At 61.6% G+C, this 15,397-nt stretch carries 14 protein-coding genes; all 14 read right to left on the bottom strand.

Annotated elements, in window-relative coordinates:
• Position 1: 1 nt before the first annotated feature.
• The 14 genes from ACVMB1_RS03010 to ACVMB1_RS02945 all read right to left on the bottom strand — a co-directional run bounded on the left by ACVMB1_RS03010 (position 2) and on the right by ACVMB1_RS02945 (position 15,218).
• On the bottom strand, positions 2-1,213 hold the full coding sequence (locus ACVMB1_RS03010; RefSeq protein ID WP_456848275.1) for a TrbI/VirB10 family protein: 1,212 nt from the start codon (positions 1,211-1,213) through the stop codon (positions 2-4).
• A complete protein-coding gene (gene trbG / locus ACVMB1_RS03005) occupies positions 1,210-2,244 on the bottom strand; it encodes a P-type conjugative transfer protein TrbG (RefSeq protein WP_069279438.1) in 1,035 nt (344 codons plus the stop codon). Before trbG ends, ACVMB1_RS03010 begins: the two co-directional genes overlap by 4 nt.
• Positions 2,241-2,924 (bottom strand): conjugal transfer protein TrbF, encoded by a 684-nt coding sequence (gene trbF, locus ACVMB1_RS03000; protein ID WP_057018890.1) that lies wholly within the window; start codon positions 2,922-2,924, stop codon positions 2,241-2,243. Before trbF ends, trbG begins: the two co-directional genes overlap by 4 nt.
• 98 nt (positions 2,925-3,022) lie before the next feature.
• On the bottom strand, positions 3,023-4,252 hold the full coding sequence (gene trbL, locus ACVMB1_RS02995; RefSeq protein ID WP_456848273.1) for a P-type conjugative transfer protein TrbL: 1,230 nt from the start codon (positions 4,250-4,252) through the stop codon (positions 3,023-3,025).
• The gene (gene trbK-alt, locus ACVMB1_RS02990; RefSeq protein WP_456848271.1) at positions 4,249-4,617 is read right to left on the bottom strand and encodes a putative entry exclusion protein TrbK-alt; all 369 of its coding nucleotides are present in this window, start codon (positions 4,615-4,617) and stop codon (positions 4,249-4,251) included. The genes trbL and trbK-alt overlap by 4 nt, the downstream gene beginning before the upstream one ends.
• Positions 4,617-5,345, bottom strand: a complete 729-nt coding sequence (gene trbJ, locus ACVMB1_RS02985; RefSeq protein ID WP_456835483.1) for a P-type conjugative transfer protein TrbJ — start codon at positions 5,343-5,345, stop codon at positions 4,617-4,619. The genes trbK-alt and trbJ overlap by 1 nt, the downstream gene beginning before the upstream one ends.
• A complete protein-coding gene (gene trbE / locus ACVMB1_RS02980; protein ID WP_456848269.1) occupies positions 5,342-7,783 on the bottom strand; it encodes a conjugal transfer protein TrbE in 2,442 nt (813 codons plus the stop codon). Before trbE ends, trbJ begins: the two co-directional genes overlap by 4 nt.
• 10 nt (positions 7,784-7,793) lie before the next feature.
• Positions 7,794-8,057: a VirB3 family type IV secretion system protein gene (locus ACVMB1_RS02975; RefSeq protein ID WP_456848267.1), complete on the bottom strand. Its 264-nt coding sequence runs from the start codon at positions 8,055-8,057 to the stop codon at positions 7,794-7,796.
• The gene (locus ACVMB1_RS02970; RefSeq protein ID WP_092090260.1) at positions 8,057-8,383 is read right to left on the bottom strand and encodes a TrbC/VirB2 family protein; all 327 of its coding nucleotides are present in this window, start codon (positions 8,381-8,383) and stop codon (positions 8,057-8,059) included. Before ACVMB1_RS02970 ends, ACVMB1_RS02975 begins: the two co-directional genes overlap by 1 nt.
• Position 8,384: 1 nt before the next feature.
• Positions 8,385-9,299 carry a P-type conjugative transfer ATPase TrbB gene (gene trbB, locus ACVMB1_RS02965; RefSeq protein ID WP_176937267.1) on the bottom strand — a complete coding sequence of 305 codons (915 nt, stop codon included), beginning with the start codon at positions 9,297-9,299 and terminating at the stop codon, positions 8,385-8,387.
• A gap of 229 nt (positions 9,300-9,528) precedes the next feature.
• The gene (locus tag ACVMB1_RS02960; protein ID WP_456848265.1) at positions 9,529-10,863 is read right to left on the bottom strand and encodes an MFS transporter; all 1,335 of its coding nucleotides are present in this window, start codon (positions 10,861-10,863) and stop codon (positions 9,529-9,531) included.
• 135 nt (positions 10,864-10,998) lie between these two features.
• Positions 10,999-11,424, bottom strand: coding sequence for a ribbon-helix-helix domain-containing protein (locus tag ACVMB1_RS02955; RefSeq protein WP_456848263.1), 426 nt, complete (start codon positions 11,422-11,424; stop codon positions 10,999-11,001).
• Positions 11,425-11,430: 6 nt separating this feature from the next.
• Entirely contained in the window at positions 11,431-13,419 is a 1,989-nt protein-coding gene (locus ACVMB1_RS02950; protein WP_456848261.1) for a conjugal transfer protein TraG, read from the bottom strand.
• A gap of 35 nt (positions 13,420-13,454) precedes the next feature.
• A complete protein-coding gene (locus tag ACVMB1_RS02945; RefSeq protein WP_456848259.1) occupies positions 13,455-15,218 on the bottom strand; it encodes a relaxase/mobilization nuclease domain-containing protein in 1,764 nt (587 codons plus the stop codon).
• Positions 15,219-15,397 lie beyond the last annotated feature (179 nt).

The raw sequence follows: 15,397 nt of genomic DNA, 5'->3' as shown, positions 1-15,397 counted from the left end.
GTCACTTTCCATACGGCGCAAGTATGAGGTCACGATTGACCAGAACACGAACCGGAAAGCCAGGTCGCACGGTCAGGGTACGCTGGATGCCGAGACTGCGGCGAACGACCTGCTGTCCCGTTTGATTCAGTGAGTCGGAGGCCCCGTGTCGCAATGCTTGGATAATTGCGCTGTCGTTGCTATTTGTGTCGGAGCCTGCGCCTAGTTCCGTCCCAACAGCTAGAAGCGTCGATAGTGCCGCAGCCTGGAATAGTTCTGCCCAGTGATTGTCGACTTGGTCTTCCAGACCCGCATAGCCTGCGTTATCAGTGCCAGGCTGCCGCTCAAGAACGATAGAACGTCCGTTCGGCATGATCAGCCGCGTCCAAACCAGCAGGACGCGCGACTGACCGAACGTGACCTGACTATCGTACATACCGATTAGACGCGCTCCCTGGGGCACAAGCAGAAAGCGGCCTGTCGGCGTGTCAAAAATATTCTCAGTTACCTGCGCTGTGACCGGACCTGGGAGGTCTGATCGAATCCCAGTGATTAGGGCTCCCGGAATGACCGTCCCAGCCTGCAAGATGTATGGCGAAGCCGGCCCGCTGATGCGGTCCGGGCTGACCGTGCGACGGTCCACAGAAGCGTTCGCGAAGGCAAGCTTCCGGTCCTGACCGTTCTGCGCCGATCCGTCATCGGCAGAGTTCGTCGCGCTTGGAGACGCGACGCGGTCGGTTCCAGCGGCCGCAGCGGCGGGCGCGCGCATTTCACCACCATTGTTCGCAGCGAACAAGCGGCTGATGCGGGCTGCTTCAGTCTCTTGGTCTCGGCGCTGCTGTTCTGGATCTGAGCCGATGGTTGGCGACCGCCCCTGAGCAGCAAGGATCGGCCGTCCAAGGTCCCCGGGGAGTGGCGGACCGAGCAGCGGAATCGATTGGCGTGGAGCGCCCGTGTAGTCCTTCGGCAGCGTCGCGATCCCGTCGGCCACATTATGATGGTCTGTGCTGTAAAGCTCCTCGGCCGCATGGTTTGGGGAGCGGTTACTCTGCAGCGACCACAAAACAGTTCCGCCAATCACGAGCATGATAACCGCGCTCCCGCCGGTCAGAACCTTCCGTGACAACCGTGTCACGCGCGCATGCTCTGCCCTCAAGCGGAAACTTCCGGATTGCCCGTCTCGCGCCTGCGGCTGAGTCGCCTGATCGCGATCGTTTCCGTCCTCGGTATTCATGACGACGGCCTCCCGTCTTTCCTGACAATCCTGACTTTCTGCTGGTGCTCACCGCCAAGCCGCAGTTCGGCAGCCGCGAACAGCCGATCGACGATCAGGAGGTTGCCGTAGGCGCGGTAATTGGCAAGTTCGGTCTTGCCGTCTGAACCGATGATAAAGAGCGGTGGCATCTCGCCTTGCACGATGCCCTGAGGGAATTCGACATAGACCTTGCGGCCGTCGTCATAGACGGCCAGCGGCCGCCACGGCGGGCTGTCGCCTTCAATTGCGTAGCGGGAAATGCGTTGCGCGGGCTCCGGAAGGATGGGTCTCAGAGCGACTGCACGCGATCGTTCGCGCATTGTTTCCGGATAGTACCAGGCAACCGATGGCATGTATGGCCGCTCGCGCGAGCGGAGCTCGATCAGGTAGGTGCGCCGGTCTGTATTGACCACAAGATTGGTCTCGATCGATGCGCGGGTCGGCTTGACGAGGATATGGACCCGGCGCGTATCGCCGCTTCCGCTTTCGGTATCGCCAACGACCCAGCGCACGGTATCTCCGGCGGCGATCGGCCCAGATCCGGTCAGCTGCTCTCCCTCCTCAAGCGCTATATCCGTAATCTGTCCCGGGGCGGCGTAAATCTGATAAAGCGCCCCGGGGCTGTAGGCATAGATCTGCGCTGCGTTGAAATACCCCCGCTTGCGCGGTTCGACCCGGGCTGCGCTGTTTGCCGTCTCAATCCGGCTCACGGGTTCAGGCTCTTCCTTCCCGGCCGCCTTGCCCCCGAGAGCCGGCCTCCAGAGGGGCGGCACGTGTAGCGGTTGCGACTTGTCGTCCGGAGGCGCTGGCGATGCTGGCATCGAAGGAACTTCCGCATCATAGCTGATCTGTGGCGGTATGTAGGTCGCGCACCCACCGAGCGCCGACGAACAAAACAGAAGAGCAGGTAGAAGTGCTCGCTTCGCGGCCACCAGGTCGTACCGACTCGAATTGAACCCACTGCGCACGATAGGATGCTTCGAATAAACGTCAGACGGCGTCTTGGTCACTGACTCAACTCCTTTGACCAGTTGATGGCGCGGACATAGACCCCAAGGGGATTCTTGCGCAGTCGTTCGGCATCGCGCGGCGTCTCGATCACGATCGAGAGAATTGCAGTCCAGCGCTCGGTCGAGCTCAACGAACCGTTGTCGTAGGTGCGTTGAGTCCAGGCGACCCGAAAGCTCTCCGACGACGCGCGAATGACGCTCGAGACATCCACCGAGATTTGGGCCTTCCCCAACTTGGCGAAGGGGTCATTGGTGCGCGCGTAGTCGTTCAGTGCAGCCGCGCCACGATCCGTCGTAAAATCATAGGCCCGGAGCCAATTCTGGCGCAGAACGATGCCGTCGGCTGGCAGGCCTCTGACGTCCTCAATGAAGCGCGCCAGATGGTAAGCGATCTGAGCGTCAGTAGGTTGATAGCCGATGTTGGCCGGCGCAACCCTTTGGGCCTGGCCGAGATGATCCACTTCAACCACCCAGGGCGTGATCGAGCCTTGGCTCGATTGCCAAACAAGGCTACCTGCGAGACCAGCCGATAGCATTAAGCAACCGAAGGCCATCAAGCGCCAATTCTTGGCCTGCGCGCGGGCAGATCCAATGCGTTCGTCCCAAACCTGCGCTGCCTTTTGATACGGCGTAACCGGTTCGGGCATGCGCCCGTAATGAACGGAAGGTCGTTTGAACATCGAAAGTTGCCCTTGAGATCAAGTGATGGGTTTCGAGTCGTGCGGTATCCGCCTTTGAGTGGCCCGCGCAGCGGGTGGCGAGGTGCAATGGCTGCGTGTCAGCGCTCTCCTTCAGACAAATCGACGGAAGAGCCGCTGCCACCGTGATCGCCTGAGCGGACCGCGTGGCCGGCCGCCGACGCACCGTGCCGAATGGTCTCGGCAGGCTTCATGCGCCGCGCCCAATCGGGCTGCCCTTCGGCCGAAGTGCTGGTGGCCTGCGCGCCGGCTTGCCCACCTCCACCAGCCGCAGCCGTTGCACGACGCAACGGGCTCATGGCGGCCGAAGCGCCGGCTTCCGCGACGCCGGCAATGCCGCCGCTGCGGTAGGCCGCTGATGCTCCGCTCATGGCAGCACCGCCACTACGCGCGGCGCCGGCAATCGCGCCGCCAGCGAGACCAGCGCCGCCCGCGGCAAGTCCCGCGCCCGCCGCAACAATGCCGCCGGCAGCAACGCCTGTTCCAATTGCGGCGCCGGCGCCGAGCTGTGGTCCGCCTGACACAAGGCCGTTTGCGATACCCGGACCGAAGATACCGAGGCCGAGCAAGGAGAGTGCCGCGAGCACCAGGGTCATCGCGTCTTCGATGGTCGGCTGGTCGCCGCCGAAGCCGGTGGTGAATTGAGAGAACAAGGTCGAGCCGATGCCGATGATGACGGCCAGGACCAGGACCTTTATCCCTGAAGAGATGACATTGCCGAGGACCCGCTCTGCTGCGAAGGCAGTCTTGCCAAACAAACCAAAGGGAATGAGCACGAAGCCGGCCAGCGTCGTGAGTTTAAATTCGATCAGCGTGACAAAGAGCTGGATCGCCAGAATGAAGAAGGCAAGCAACACCACGACCCAAGCGAACAGGAGAACGACAATCTGGACGAAATTCTCAAAGAAGCTGATGTAGCCCATGAGGTTGGAGATCGAATCGAGCAACGGTCGGCCGGCGTCGAGTCCGACTTGCGCGATCTTTCCAGGTCGCAGGAAATCGGATGCGGACAGGCTTGCACCCGATGCTTTCAGTCCAAGACCGGCAAAGCTCTCGAAGACGATACGCGCCAGGCCGTTCCAGTTGCCGATGAGGTAGGCGAAGACCCCCACGAAGAGCGTCTTCTTGACGAGGCGCGCGGTGATGTCCTCGTCCGTTCCCCAACTCCAGAACAACGCTCCGAGGGTGATGTCGATCGCGGCAAGCGTCGTTGCGAGATATCCGACATCACTCCCCAGCAGCCCGAAGCCGTTGTCGATATAACGCGTGAACGTTTCCAGGAACTGGTCAATGATCCCCGTACCAGTCATGGTTTCCTCGCCTCAGGTGTAGCCAGGTTCGGAGATCCCTGCGGGATACGGCTCTGATCCTTTGGGGCAAGCGTCGAACTGGCCGAGTCATCGTGGGCGGGAGCTACAACGCTGTCTTTCTTGCCAAAGAAGCGGCGCCGGTTTTCGGCCCAAACTTGCTGGCAATGGCGATAACCCGCTGTTTCCTCCGGCGTGACGCCGCGGCAGCGTGCGAGATCGGAGGCGGTTGCATCGGTCGTCTGCCCCGCCTTCGGTGCCGGCAGAGACTCGTCTCCGCTACGCAGTTGAATCGTGCAGGCAGCGACGGCCACTAGGCCGATTGTCGTAAGCAGCGACAGCGCCTTGAATGCCTTTATGTTGGTCATCAGTGAAACATCTGCACGGTCGAGGATTGATAGCCCTGCCCCGGTGTAAGGAACCGCCTGAGTTGTTCTCGTCCTTGATCCTGAGCCGAGGCGCGTTGAGCGGCTTCAAGGCTCTGCGCCCTGCCCTGCGCCGCCACGACAGCAGTAAGATCGGCGAGCTGCTGCGCGTTCAGTGCAAGGATCTGATTGCCAGCCTGCGTTGCCTGCAGCGCGCCGCTGGCACCCTGGCTTGACGTTACGAGTGCGGACGTCTGGATACGATTGGTGTCGAGGTTGCCAACGATGCCGGCCTGGACGCGCAGCGCGTCTTGCGTTGCGGCATAGGAATTCTGCCAGCGCGATTGAGCGTTGGAGATCAGCAACTGGTTCGACTGGCTGCCGGTCGCCGGCGCGTAGCTGGTCGAGAACGCACGATCGATCTGCTGGACGTCGTAGGCGATGCGCTGGGCCTGAGCCAGCAACTGCTGGGTCCGCTGGATCGAGGATTGCAGTTGCTGCAGCGACGAATACGGCAGGTTTGCCAGATTCCTTGCCTGATTGATCAGCATCTGTGCCTCGTTCTGCAGCGAGGTGATCTGATTATTAATCTGCTGGAGCTCCCGCGCGGCCGTCAGGACATTCTGGACGTAGTTGGTAGGATCAAAGACGATCAGCGCCCGTGCGGGCAGCGTAACGCCAAGCAGCAGCGCGAAGGCGGCCGTGGTCGCCAGTAGGCCAAGAGGTCTCATAGCGATTTCTCCAGATTGACGAGATTGGGGATCAGATCTGTCGCCCATGCGACGCCACGGTGCTGGAGCCAAGCCGGCACGAAGCCGTCGGGTCCATACTCGGCCAGGAGCTGCGCGATGGCAGCCTGGTCTGTCTTGGAAGAGGCTGCGGTGAAGGCGAGCGCAACCTCCCCAAGACCGAGTTCGAACATCCGGTTGCCCCGACGCGACTGGCAGTAGTAGTCGCGCTTAGGCGTTGCCCGGCTCAGAAGCTCGATCTGGCGGTCATTGAGGCCGAAGCGGCGATAGATGGCGGTGATCTGCGGCTCGATCGCCCGTTCGTTCGGCAGCAACAGGCGCGTTGGGCAGCTTTCGATGATCGCCGGCGCGATCGCGGAACCATCGATGTCCGAGAGCGACTGGGTGGCGAAGACGACGGACGCGTTCTTCTTCCGGAGCGTCTTCAGCCATTCGCGAAGTTGGCCAGCAAAGTCCTCGTCGTCGAGGGCAAGCCAACCTTCATCGACAATCAGGAGTGTCGGCCGGCCATCGAGACGATCACCAATACGATGGAAGAGGTACGCCAGCACAGACGGCGCTGCAGTCGTTCCGATCAAACCTTCGGTCTCAAACGCCTGGACCGAGGCTTCGCCAAGGCGCTCGAATTCGGCATCAAGCAGGCGACCGGAGGGACCACCCAGACAATAAGGTTGCAGGGCACGTTTCAGAGAGTTCGATTGGAGCAGGACTGACAGGCCCGTCAGGGTGCGCTCCTCCCTCGGCGCCGAAGCGAGAGATGTCAGCGCCGACCACAGGTGATCCTTGACCTCCGGGGTGATCTCGACTTTTTCCCGTGCCAGGATCGCGCCGATCCATTCAGTCGCCCATCCGCGCTCGGAAGGATCATCAATCCAGGCCAGCGGCTGCAGGGCGACGGGTTGTTCACTTCCGTCAGACAATGCGCCGCCGAGATCATGCCAATCACCGCCCATGGCGAGGGCGGCCGCGCGAATCGAACCACCGAAATCGAACGCAAAGATTTGAGAGTTCGGGTAACGCCTGAACTGTAGCGCCATCAGCGCGAGCAGCACTGACTTGCCAGCGCCTGTCGGCCCCACCACAAGGGTATGACCGACGTCGCCGACATGGAGTGAGAATCGGAACGGCGTTGATCCCTCGGTCTTGCCGAACAAAAGCGGCGGACTCTTGAAGTGCAGATCCCTCGCCTCGCCCGCCCACACAGCCGACATCGGAATCATGTGAGCGAGGTTGAGGGTCGATACAGGTGGCTGCCGCACGTTCGCATAGACATGCCCCGGCAGACTGCCGAGCCAGGCTTCGACGGCGTTCACCGTCTCGATCATGCAGGTGAAATCGCGGCCCTGAATGACTTTCTCGACCAGCCGCAGCTTTTCGTCGGCAGCATTGGGATCGCGGTCCCAGACCGTAATGGTTGCTGTGACAAAGGCTTGTCCGATCTGATCCGACCCCAGTTCCTGCAACGCCGCGTCGGCGTCGATCGCCTTGTTGTGAGCGTCGGTATCGAGCAGCGTCGAGGGCTCGTTGGTCATGACCTCCTTAAGGATGGTGCCGATGGACTTTCGCTTGGCGAACCACTGGCGACGAATCCTGGTCAGAAGCTTGGTGGCGTCGCTCTTGTCGAGCATGATCGCGCGCGTCGACCAGCGATATGAGAATGCCAGGCGATTCAGGTCGTCCAGGATTCCCGGGGTCGTCGCGCCCGGAAAGCCGACAATCGTCAGAACCCGAATATTGGCTGCCCCCAACATCGGCTCAAGCCCACCGGTCAGCGGCTGGTCCGCCAACAGCGCATCGATGTACATGGGAATTTCGGGCACGCGAACGCGATGACGCTTGGTCGAAATCGTCGAGTGCAGGTAGGTCAGCGTGTCCTGATCATCGAGCCAAGCGCATTCCGGCATGAACCCTTCAACGAGCTGAAGCACGCGGTTGGTTTGATCGACAAACCCGCGGAGCATGTCGCGAGCGTCGCCCCCAACGGTCCGATCGCGCCCCTCATAGAGCAGTCGCTCCGCCCTGGCCGCTCCCTCCTCTGGCGGCAGATAGAGGAACGTCAGGAAATAGCTGGACTCGTAGTGCGCACCCGCCTCCTCGAATTGTGCCCTGCGCTCGGCGTCGACCAGCGCAGACGCGACATCCGGAAAAGTGTTCGGTGGGTATGCCCCCGCAAAATGGCGCTGCGCCTCCACGAATACGGCCCAGCCCGATCCCAGGCGACGCAAGGCATTGTTCAAACGGCCGGCGACGGCGACAAGTTCGGCCGGCACCGCGCTGTCGAGATCGGGGCCGCGGATTTTCGCCGTCCGTTGGAACGAACCGTCCTTGTTCAGGATGATCCCCTCGCCGGCCAGCGCTGCCCAAGGCAGGAAGTCAGCAAGGCGAGCGTCGGAACGGCGATATTCGGCAAGATTGATCATAACCGGGCGCTCAAGTGTTGAGATGGCTGGGAATGCGCAGATGTCGGCGCACCACATCGACAAAAGCGGGATCACGCTTGGCGGCCCACACGGCAGCCATGTGCCCGATTAACCAGAGGACAAGACCCGCGATCCAGAGCCGCAGTCCGAGTCCAAGGGCTGCCGCAAGCGTGCCGTTGACGATCGCGACCGATCGCGGCGCGCCGCCCATCAGGATTGACTCAGTGAGCGCGCGGTGAACAGGCACGACAAAACCTGCAACCTGATCGTCCATCAGATCACCACGCCGCCGCCGAAGGAGAAGAACGACAGGAAGAAGCTCGAGGCGGCAAACGCGATCGAAAGACCGAACACGATCTGGATCAGCCTACGGAAACCACCTGACGAATCCCCAAACGCGAGCGTGAGTCCGGTCACAACGATGATGATAACGGCGATGATCTTGGCGACCGGTCCTTCCACCGACTGCAGGATCTGATTGAGCGGCTGCTCCCATGGCATGTTCGAACCGGCAGCCCATGCCGGCGCCGACGCCAAAAGAACCATGCCGGAGGCGGCGAGTAGAGCGGCGTCTCGAAGAGCTCGAAATTGCTGACGCATGTCAGTCTCCTGCTGATGAGATGTTGTAGTCGCCGGCGGCACCAAGCCCGGTGACGACGGCGAGCTCGGCGAGCCGACGGTCAGCACCGCGCCCCGCAAGCACGGCAACGAGGTTGATCGTCTCTGCAATCAGCGCACGCGGAACCGTGATGACGGCTTCCTGGATGAGCTGCTCAAGCCGCCGCAGCGCACCGAGTGCGGTGCCCGCATGAATAGTGCCGATGCCACCGGGATGTCCGGTGCCCCAGGCCTTGAGCAGATCGAGTGCTTCGGCACCGCGGACCTCGCCAACCGGGATACGATCAGGACGCAATCGCAGCGAGGAGCGCACAAGATCTGACAGCGTTGCCACGCCATCTTTGGTCCGCAGCGCTACCAGATTGGGCGCCTTGCATTGCAGTTCGCGCGTGTCTTCAATCAGAACGACTCGATCGGAGCTCTTTGCCACCTCGGCCAGTAGGGCATTCGTCAAGGTTGTCTTGCCGGTCGACGTCCCGCCCGCGACGAGAATGTTCTTCCGTGCGGCGACCGCGCTCCTCAGGAACTTCGCCTGCTCCGAAGTCATGATCTCCTTGGCGACGTAGTCGTCGAGCGTAAACACGGCGACGGCGGGCTTGCGGATAGCAAAGGCCGGAGCTGCCACGACCGGAGGCAAAAGACCCTCGAAACGTTCTCCGGTCCCAGGCAGTTCGGCCGAAACTCGCGGCGAACCGGAATGCACCTCCGCACCTACGTGATGCGCCACCAGGCGCACGATGCGCTCCCCGTCTGCCGGCGACAGCGTCTCGCCAGTGTCAATCAGGCCACTCGACAGCCGGTCGATCCACAGCCGCCCATCCGGGTTGAGCATCACCTCGATGATCGCTTCATCTTCGAGGTAGCCGGCAACCGCTGCGCCAAGCGCGCTACGCAGCATTCGCGCGCCGCGCGAATTCGCTTCCGACTGAAAGGATTGGATCGCCAATGTCGCCCCCATCGAATGAGGACCTGCAAAGAGGGTCCTCAGATGGGGATGATTAGAAAAGGCACCGATGGACTTGGCGCAACAAGCGCTTTCGGTAATCGTAGACTGGCGTAGAAAAAGATAGACTGAGAACTGAACTTTTAGGTCTACTCAATCGTATCGCTTCGCCGCGAGTTGCTGCTCACCACTCCGCGTCGTCATCTGCGGGCAGGAGGATGACCGAATTCTCGTACAAGCCAGCTGAGTCGACAGCGTTGGAAACAATAGCTGGCATGAAGAAAGGAATTGATCTCATCCATGAAACAAAGGATCGGCGCCAGGGCAGCGCGAACCAAGCCAACGCTGCGATTTGCAGTGCTACGTTGAGACCGAACGCAACTTGATAAGCTTGGAGGGTCCTATGGCCATCATTTATGGACCATTGTTCCAGGACCAGACCCGTCGCGTATTGGGCCAGAAATGCCCAGCCAAAATGCAAGACGTTCAAGGCCCCGTTAGCGCGACCGGCAAGTTCCGGCGGATAGTAATCCGCTATCACCGCGAAGCTGACCACGGTTGCCGTTCCGACTATCGCGAGAACTGACCAGGGCAAGATGGATGGCAAAGGCACGCGCAGAACCAAGGTTAGCTCCGCTGTGATAAACAGTATTGCGACCACCGCTAATATTGTCTCGGCCCCGAGACCTCTTCGTTTAATGTAATGAACAATCGTACCGAATAGCCAGGCTCCGCCACTAAGTACAATCGACATTATGAACAGCTGTCCTACGAGGCTCGCACGATCGAGACCTTCTACGTCCATCAGCCATGGTGAGGCCCACAATCCCTGCAGAGACCAGGCCGAACCAACGCACGCCGCCGACAGCGGGGCAATACGCCAGAAACGTTTATCGCTGAAAACCGCACTAAGGTTGGCGGACATTGACGGGGTCGAAGGGACAACAGCTCGCTCGGGGACCACGACATAGATGAGCATGGCCGTCGCACCGGTAGCGGCCGCCAGGATCTCAAAGAGTTGCCGCCATCCCATCAAGGTGAGTAGATGCTCGGCGGGAGCCGTGGCGGTTACCGCCCCCAGTGATCCGAGCATCACCATGTAGCCATTAAGCAGGGCAGATCGTTCTCTGGGGAACCAAAGGACTATGGATTTCAGGCCCGCCGTCAAAGCCGCTGCCACGCCCAGCCCGATCATCGCGCGTGCGATCAAGAATGACAGGAAACCCGTGGATACCGCGAACAGTCCAGCGCCCATTGCTGCGAGCAAGAGCAGCGCACTCTGGACGCGACGCGGACCAAAGCGGTCCAGCAAAATGCCAACTGGGATCTGGACCGCCGCGAGAACAAGGAAATAGACGGACGTAAGCAACCCGAGGTCGGCCGTCCCAAGCCCGGTATCCGAACTGAGACGACTGGCAATTAAGGCGTTGATGGTTCGAAACAGATACGAAAGATAGTATCCAGCAGCAAACGGGAAAAATACGCGCCCAGTGAGACGCCATGCCCCTGAAATTTGCATGCTGGCCCTTCTTGCTCCTCAGCTCATTCGAGCCGATAGCGCGTCCAGCTTTTCATGGGCTTGGCTAAATTGCTGCGATCGTGGGCTGGCGTAGAAAAAGAAGGACCGGCGAAATAGTTTATCTACATGGTTCGATCAGGTTTCTTCGGCCGGTTCCTGACGGCCGATATCTTCTGGAATCTCGCGCAGAAAGCTTTGCCCCTTTTGTAAGCGGCGCCCGAGCGCCTCGACAAATCCTTCAAACCGTTCCCGGCCCTTTGCCTGCGCTGCAACCTGCGCATCGTTGGGTAGCGGCGGCGTGATGGTCAGCCAGAAACGGATGAATAGGGCCAAGGTCTCGGCGGTCAAGCCGACGTCACGTTCCAGCCTCTGCATCTGGCGGGAAAGCCGATCCAGGCGACGGGTAAACGCCGCCTCCCGCCTGTCCGCTCCGTCCGGCGACAGAAACGAAGCAACCGCCGCTTCCACAATCGCAGACCGGGAAAGCTTCTTGCGATCGGCGAGCTCCGAGATCTGTTTCCGCAGCTCTGGCGGGAAATAGACGTTCATCCGGTCGCGCATATTGCCTCAGAGCTCCATACCGTCATTCGGGTCCAGGGCGACTTGACGGGCGAAACCGCGCATCTGTTGGCGTATGAGCCGGGATTGACGGACCGCATCCTCGTCATCGTCTAGAACGACAGCAAATTCCTCTGCTGGTGTCGGTTCGGTCGTCTCCTTGGCGATCGCGACGTGATCGGGGAGTTCGGGCTCACGACGGAGTCCGCTGTTCGCCGTGTCTTCCTCGGCTTCCGCAGCTTTGTCAGTTGGACCTGCCGTCGCCTTCAGCGATCCGAGCGCTGACCATCCGTCTGTTCGCAATGATCGGCCGGCCGTCGCCGGATCAGGCGGCGGCAAAACCCGCTCGGTGAACCGCCGATCCTCGTAGTAGCGGACCTTCTTCGCCCGGATCGGCGGCGTACCCGCCACCATGACGATCTCGTCCATCGGCGGAAGCTGCATGACCTCGCCGGGGGTGAGCAGCGGCCTTGCTGTCTCCTGGCGCGAGACCATCAGGTGCCCCAGCCATGGGTTCAACCTATGACCGGCATAGTTCTTCATCGCTCTCATTTCGGTCGCCGTACCGAGCGCGTCGGACACACGCTTCGCTGTCCGCTCGTCGTTGGTCGCGAAGCTGACTCGGACGTGGCAGTTGTCGAGGATGGCGTTGTTTGGCCCGTAGGCCTTCTCGATCTGATTGAGCGATTGCGCGATCAAGAAACTCTTGATGCCGTACCCCGCCATGAAGGCAAGCGCGGACTCGAAAAAATCGAGACGCCCGAGTGCGGGGAACTCGTCGAGCATCATCAGAACGCGATGCCGCCGGTCGCGGGCGTGCAGATCCTCGGTCAGGCGCCGGCCAATCTGGTTCAGCACCAGGCGGATCAACGGCTTGGTCCGAGAGATGTCGGACGGCGGCACCACGAGGTAGAGCGTCGTCGGGTTCTGATCGGCGATCAGGTCGGCGATCCGCCAATCGCACCGGCACGTCACCCGGGCCACTACTGGATCGCGGTAGAGCCCGAGGAATGACATCGCGGTAGACAGGACGCCGGACCGCTCATTCTCGGATTTGTTGAGGAGCTCGCGGGCGGTCGATGCGACCACAGGATGGGCCCCCTGCTCGCCAAGATGCGCAGTGGTCATCATCGTTTTCAGCGTCGCCTCGATCGGCCGCTTAGGGTCGGACAGAAAGACGGCGACGCCAGCTAAAGTCTTGTCCGCCTCGGCGTAAAGGACGTGGAGGATGGCACCGACCAGGAGCGAATGACTGGTCTTCTCCCAATGGTTGCGCTTATCGAGCGAGCCTTCGGGGTCGACCAGAACATCGGCCACGTTCTGGACGTCGCGAACCTCCCATTCACCGCGCCTCACTTCGAGAAGCGGATTGTAAGCTGAGGACTTCGGGTTGGTCGGATCGAAAAGCAGGACGCGACCATGCCGCGAGCGGAACCCGGCGGTCAGTTGCCAGTTCTCCCCTTTGATGTCGTGAACGATGGCCGAGCCGGGCCAAGCCAACAGCGACGGGACGACGAGACCGACACCCTTGCCGGATCGGGTGGGTGCAAAACACAATACGTGCTCCGGTCCATCATGGCGAAGGTAGTCGCGGTCGAGCTTGCCCAGCACCACACCATCCGGACCAAGAAGTCCGGCCGCTCGAACCTCCTCCAGACCAGCCCAGCGCGCCGAACCATAGGTCTCGACGTTCTTGGCTTCACGCGCGCGCCAGACTGACATACCGATCGCTGCCGCGATCGAAATGAAGGTCCCCGACGCCGCGATGAACGCACCCTCAACGAAGACCTGCGGCGCATACGCATCGTAGACGAACCACCACCAGAAGAAGACTGGCGGATAATAGATCTTGAAGCCTGACAGTTCGAACCAGGGGCGCCCAAGCTCCGGTTGCCAGGCGAGCCGCCAAGCCGTCCACTCAGTTGCTCCCCAGATGGCCAGCAAAACGATCAGGCCGACAACGATCACCTGTCCCCAGAGGATCTTGGTTCCGGACATCGCGAACGCCCTTCCGTAACTGATTGGATAGATTGCTAGAGGCCGAGGTCGCGCTTCCGACCAAAGCCCCACTCGATGCTACCGCCGTCCTTCACGACGCCGGTGACGTGTTGGCCGAGCCTCCTTTCGAGTTCGCGCGACCAGGGCACAAGCTGGAAGCCGAGCCCATTATCGATCATGGCGAAACGTCCCGAGGTGAGCGTCAGCCGCTGGCGATACGTGCCTGCCACATGCTCCCCGGACGAGGCCTTCATATGAGGCAGGCCGGCGTCGGCCGAGACCTTTGCTGCTACCTCGTCCAGTTCGCGCCGGCGCAGCGTGCTCAGGAGGTCGCGCTGCAGGATGATGCGTTGGCCCTGCCGCCGCGCTAGGCCCTCCTGGATCAAATGCTCGGCACGGGCTTCCATGGCGTCACGGGTCTCGCGGCCGAATCCTCCCATGGCGAGCGGCATGGGGTCGCGCTCGACCAGCCGGTGGTCGAGCCAGGTTGCCCCCTTCGCGGTGATCTGCTCACCAAGACCGAGATCAGAACGGGTCGCGAGCACCACGGTGGGATGGGGTTCGCCGGCTTGACCGAAGCGTCGGAGTTCGACGATGCCGCCGACCGGCGGTGCGTGGTCGAAAGCCTCGAGCCCCCGGAAGCGCACGTGGTGCGCGCGCCCGTCTGTTCCGTCGATCAGGGCATAGGCCTCGCCAGTCAGTTCGTCGTGCAATCCACGGTCAACCAGCTGTCCGATAATCTGGGACGTCGGCTGTCCGCTTTCGATGACGTAGTCGGCAACGCCGCGCGCTTCCCCACGCTCGGTGAAAACGCGGTGCATGGTCTTGATGATGTCGCCGCGCATGCCGAGGTCGCGCAAGGTACGCTCGGCCTCGAGAGCTACCATCCATTCCCCTGGTGCGGCGGAGGCGGCAAGCCCCATCTTCTGCAGGTGTTGAAGTCGACCGACCATCAGGCGCCGGATCTCGGGATCGGACTTGCCGGGATTCTCCGGGCGAAGATCGATAGTGCCGGTCTCATCGGCCGCCAGCCGGACCTCGCGATCGAGCCGCGTCCATCGTTCCGCCGTAACTTCCCTCTCCAGCGAATTGCGGATTTCGTGCTCCGGTTTTGGACCCAGTTCGATGGCGACCAGTTCCTCGGCGCGTGAGCGCAGGCCCTGGCTGATATAGTCGCGGGAGATCACGAGATCCGCCCCTTCCTCATCTACTCCCCGAACGAGAAGATGGACGTGAGGGTTGTCGGTATTCCAATGATCGACGGCCACCCAGTCGAGCCGCGTGCCGAGATCGGTCTCCATCTGCCTGGCGAGATCGCGGGCAAAGGCCTTCAGGTCGGTCATGTCGCCGGCGTCCTCCGGCGAGACGATGAACTTGAAATGATGGCGGTCGTCCTCGCACCGTTCTGCGAAAGCCGCGCCGTCAGCACGATCGCTGCCGGCATCAAACATCTCGGCCCGCTCACCGCTCCGGGTCACACCGTCGCGTTTCAGATAAGAGAGATGGGCGGCCAGAGGCGCCGAACGGAAGGCACGCCCTTTGTGACGAACCACGCGCGCCTTCACCACGACGCGCCGGGTCGGGCTGAACAATCTAGCGCGACTAAAGGCGAGCCGGCCGCGGCCAAACGTCGAGCGCCCATAGGCCACGGAGCGTCTGCCAGCCGCAGCCTGCCCCGAGGTGTGACCGGCTTTCTTCGCGGCACGTAGCACCTGGTTGATGAAGCTCTTTTGCTTCGGCGCACGGGTACTGCGGATGCGCCCAGGCCGAATGCGCAGGTCACTGTCGCGCACGCTCACGGAACGGCCTCCCAACGATCAAAAGCGCCTACAGTGCCGAAAACGCCTTTGATTGCATTCGTCAAAATGCAAGGCGCGGCACGCGCCCCGACCGACCGGCACGCCGGAACCCAAGCCATGTCAATGGCTTGCGGTTCGGCCGGCGAGCCCCTTTTATCTCGCCGTCCAGCTGTCGTGCT

It is taken from the genome of Bradyrhizobium sp. USDA 4504 (assembly GCF_054063995.1).
The sequence above is the reverse complement of the archived record's forward strand: the minus strand, read 5'-3'. Positions and strand labels throughout refer to the sequence as shown.

Bases quoted from the DNA above. Each gene is read 5' to 3' on its own strand.
- trbB (WP_176937267.1), bottom strand. From the start codon at position 9,299: ATGCTGCGTAGCGCGCTTGGCGCAGCGGTTGCCGGCTACCTCGAAGAT.
- ACVMB1_RS03010 (WP_456848275.1), bottom strand. From the start codon at position 1,213: ATGAATACCGAGGACGGAAACGATCGCGATCAGGCGACTCAGCCGCAG.
- trbL (WP_456848273.1), bottom strand. From the start codon at position 4,252: ATGACTGGTACGGGGATCATTGACCAGTTCCTGGAAACGTTCACGCGT.
- ACVMB1_RS02970 (WP_092090260.1), bottom strand. From the start codon at position 8,383: ATGCGTCAGCAATTTCGAGCTCTTCGAGACGCCGCTCTACTCGCCGCC.
- ACVMB1_RS02955 (WP_456848263.1), bottom strand. From the start codon at position 11,424: ATGCGCGACCGGATGAACGTCTATTTCCCGCCAGAGCTGCGGAAACAG.
- trbJ (WP_456835483.1), bottom strand. From the start codon at position 5,345: ATGAGACCTCTTGGCCTACTGGCGACCACGGCCGCCTTCGCGCTGCTG.
- ACVMB1_RS02950 (WP_456848261.1), bottom strand. From the start codon at position 13,419: ATGTCCGGAACCAAGATCCTCTGGGGACAGGTGATCGTTGTCGGCCTG.
- trbF (WP_057018890.1), bottom strand. From the start codon at position 2,924: ATGTTCAAACGACCTTCCGTTCATTACGGGCGCATGCCCGAACCGGTT.
- trbE (WP_456848269.1), bottom strand. From the start codon at position 7,783: ATGATCAATCTTGCCGAATATCGCCGTTCCGACGCTCGCCTTGCTGAC.
- trbK-alt (WP_456848271.1), bottom strand. From the start codon at position 4,617: ATGACCAACATAAAGGCATTCAAGGCGCTGTCGCTGCTTACGACAATC.
- ACVMB1_RS02960 (WP_456848265.1), bottom strand. From the start codon at position 10,863: ATGCAAATTTCAGGGGCATGGCGTCTCACTGGGCGCGTATTTTTCCCG.
- ACVMB1_RS02975 (WP_456848267.1), bottom strand. From the start codon at position 8,057: ATGGACGATCAGGTTGCAGGTTTTGTCGTGCCTGTTCACCGCGCGCTC.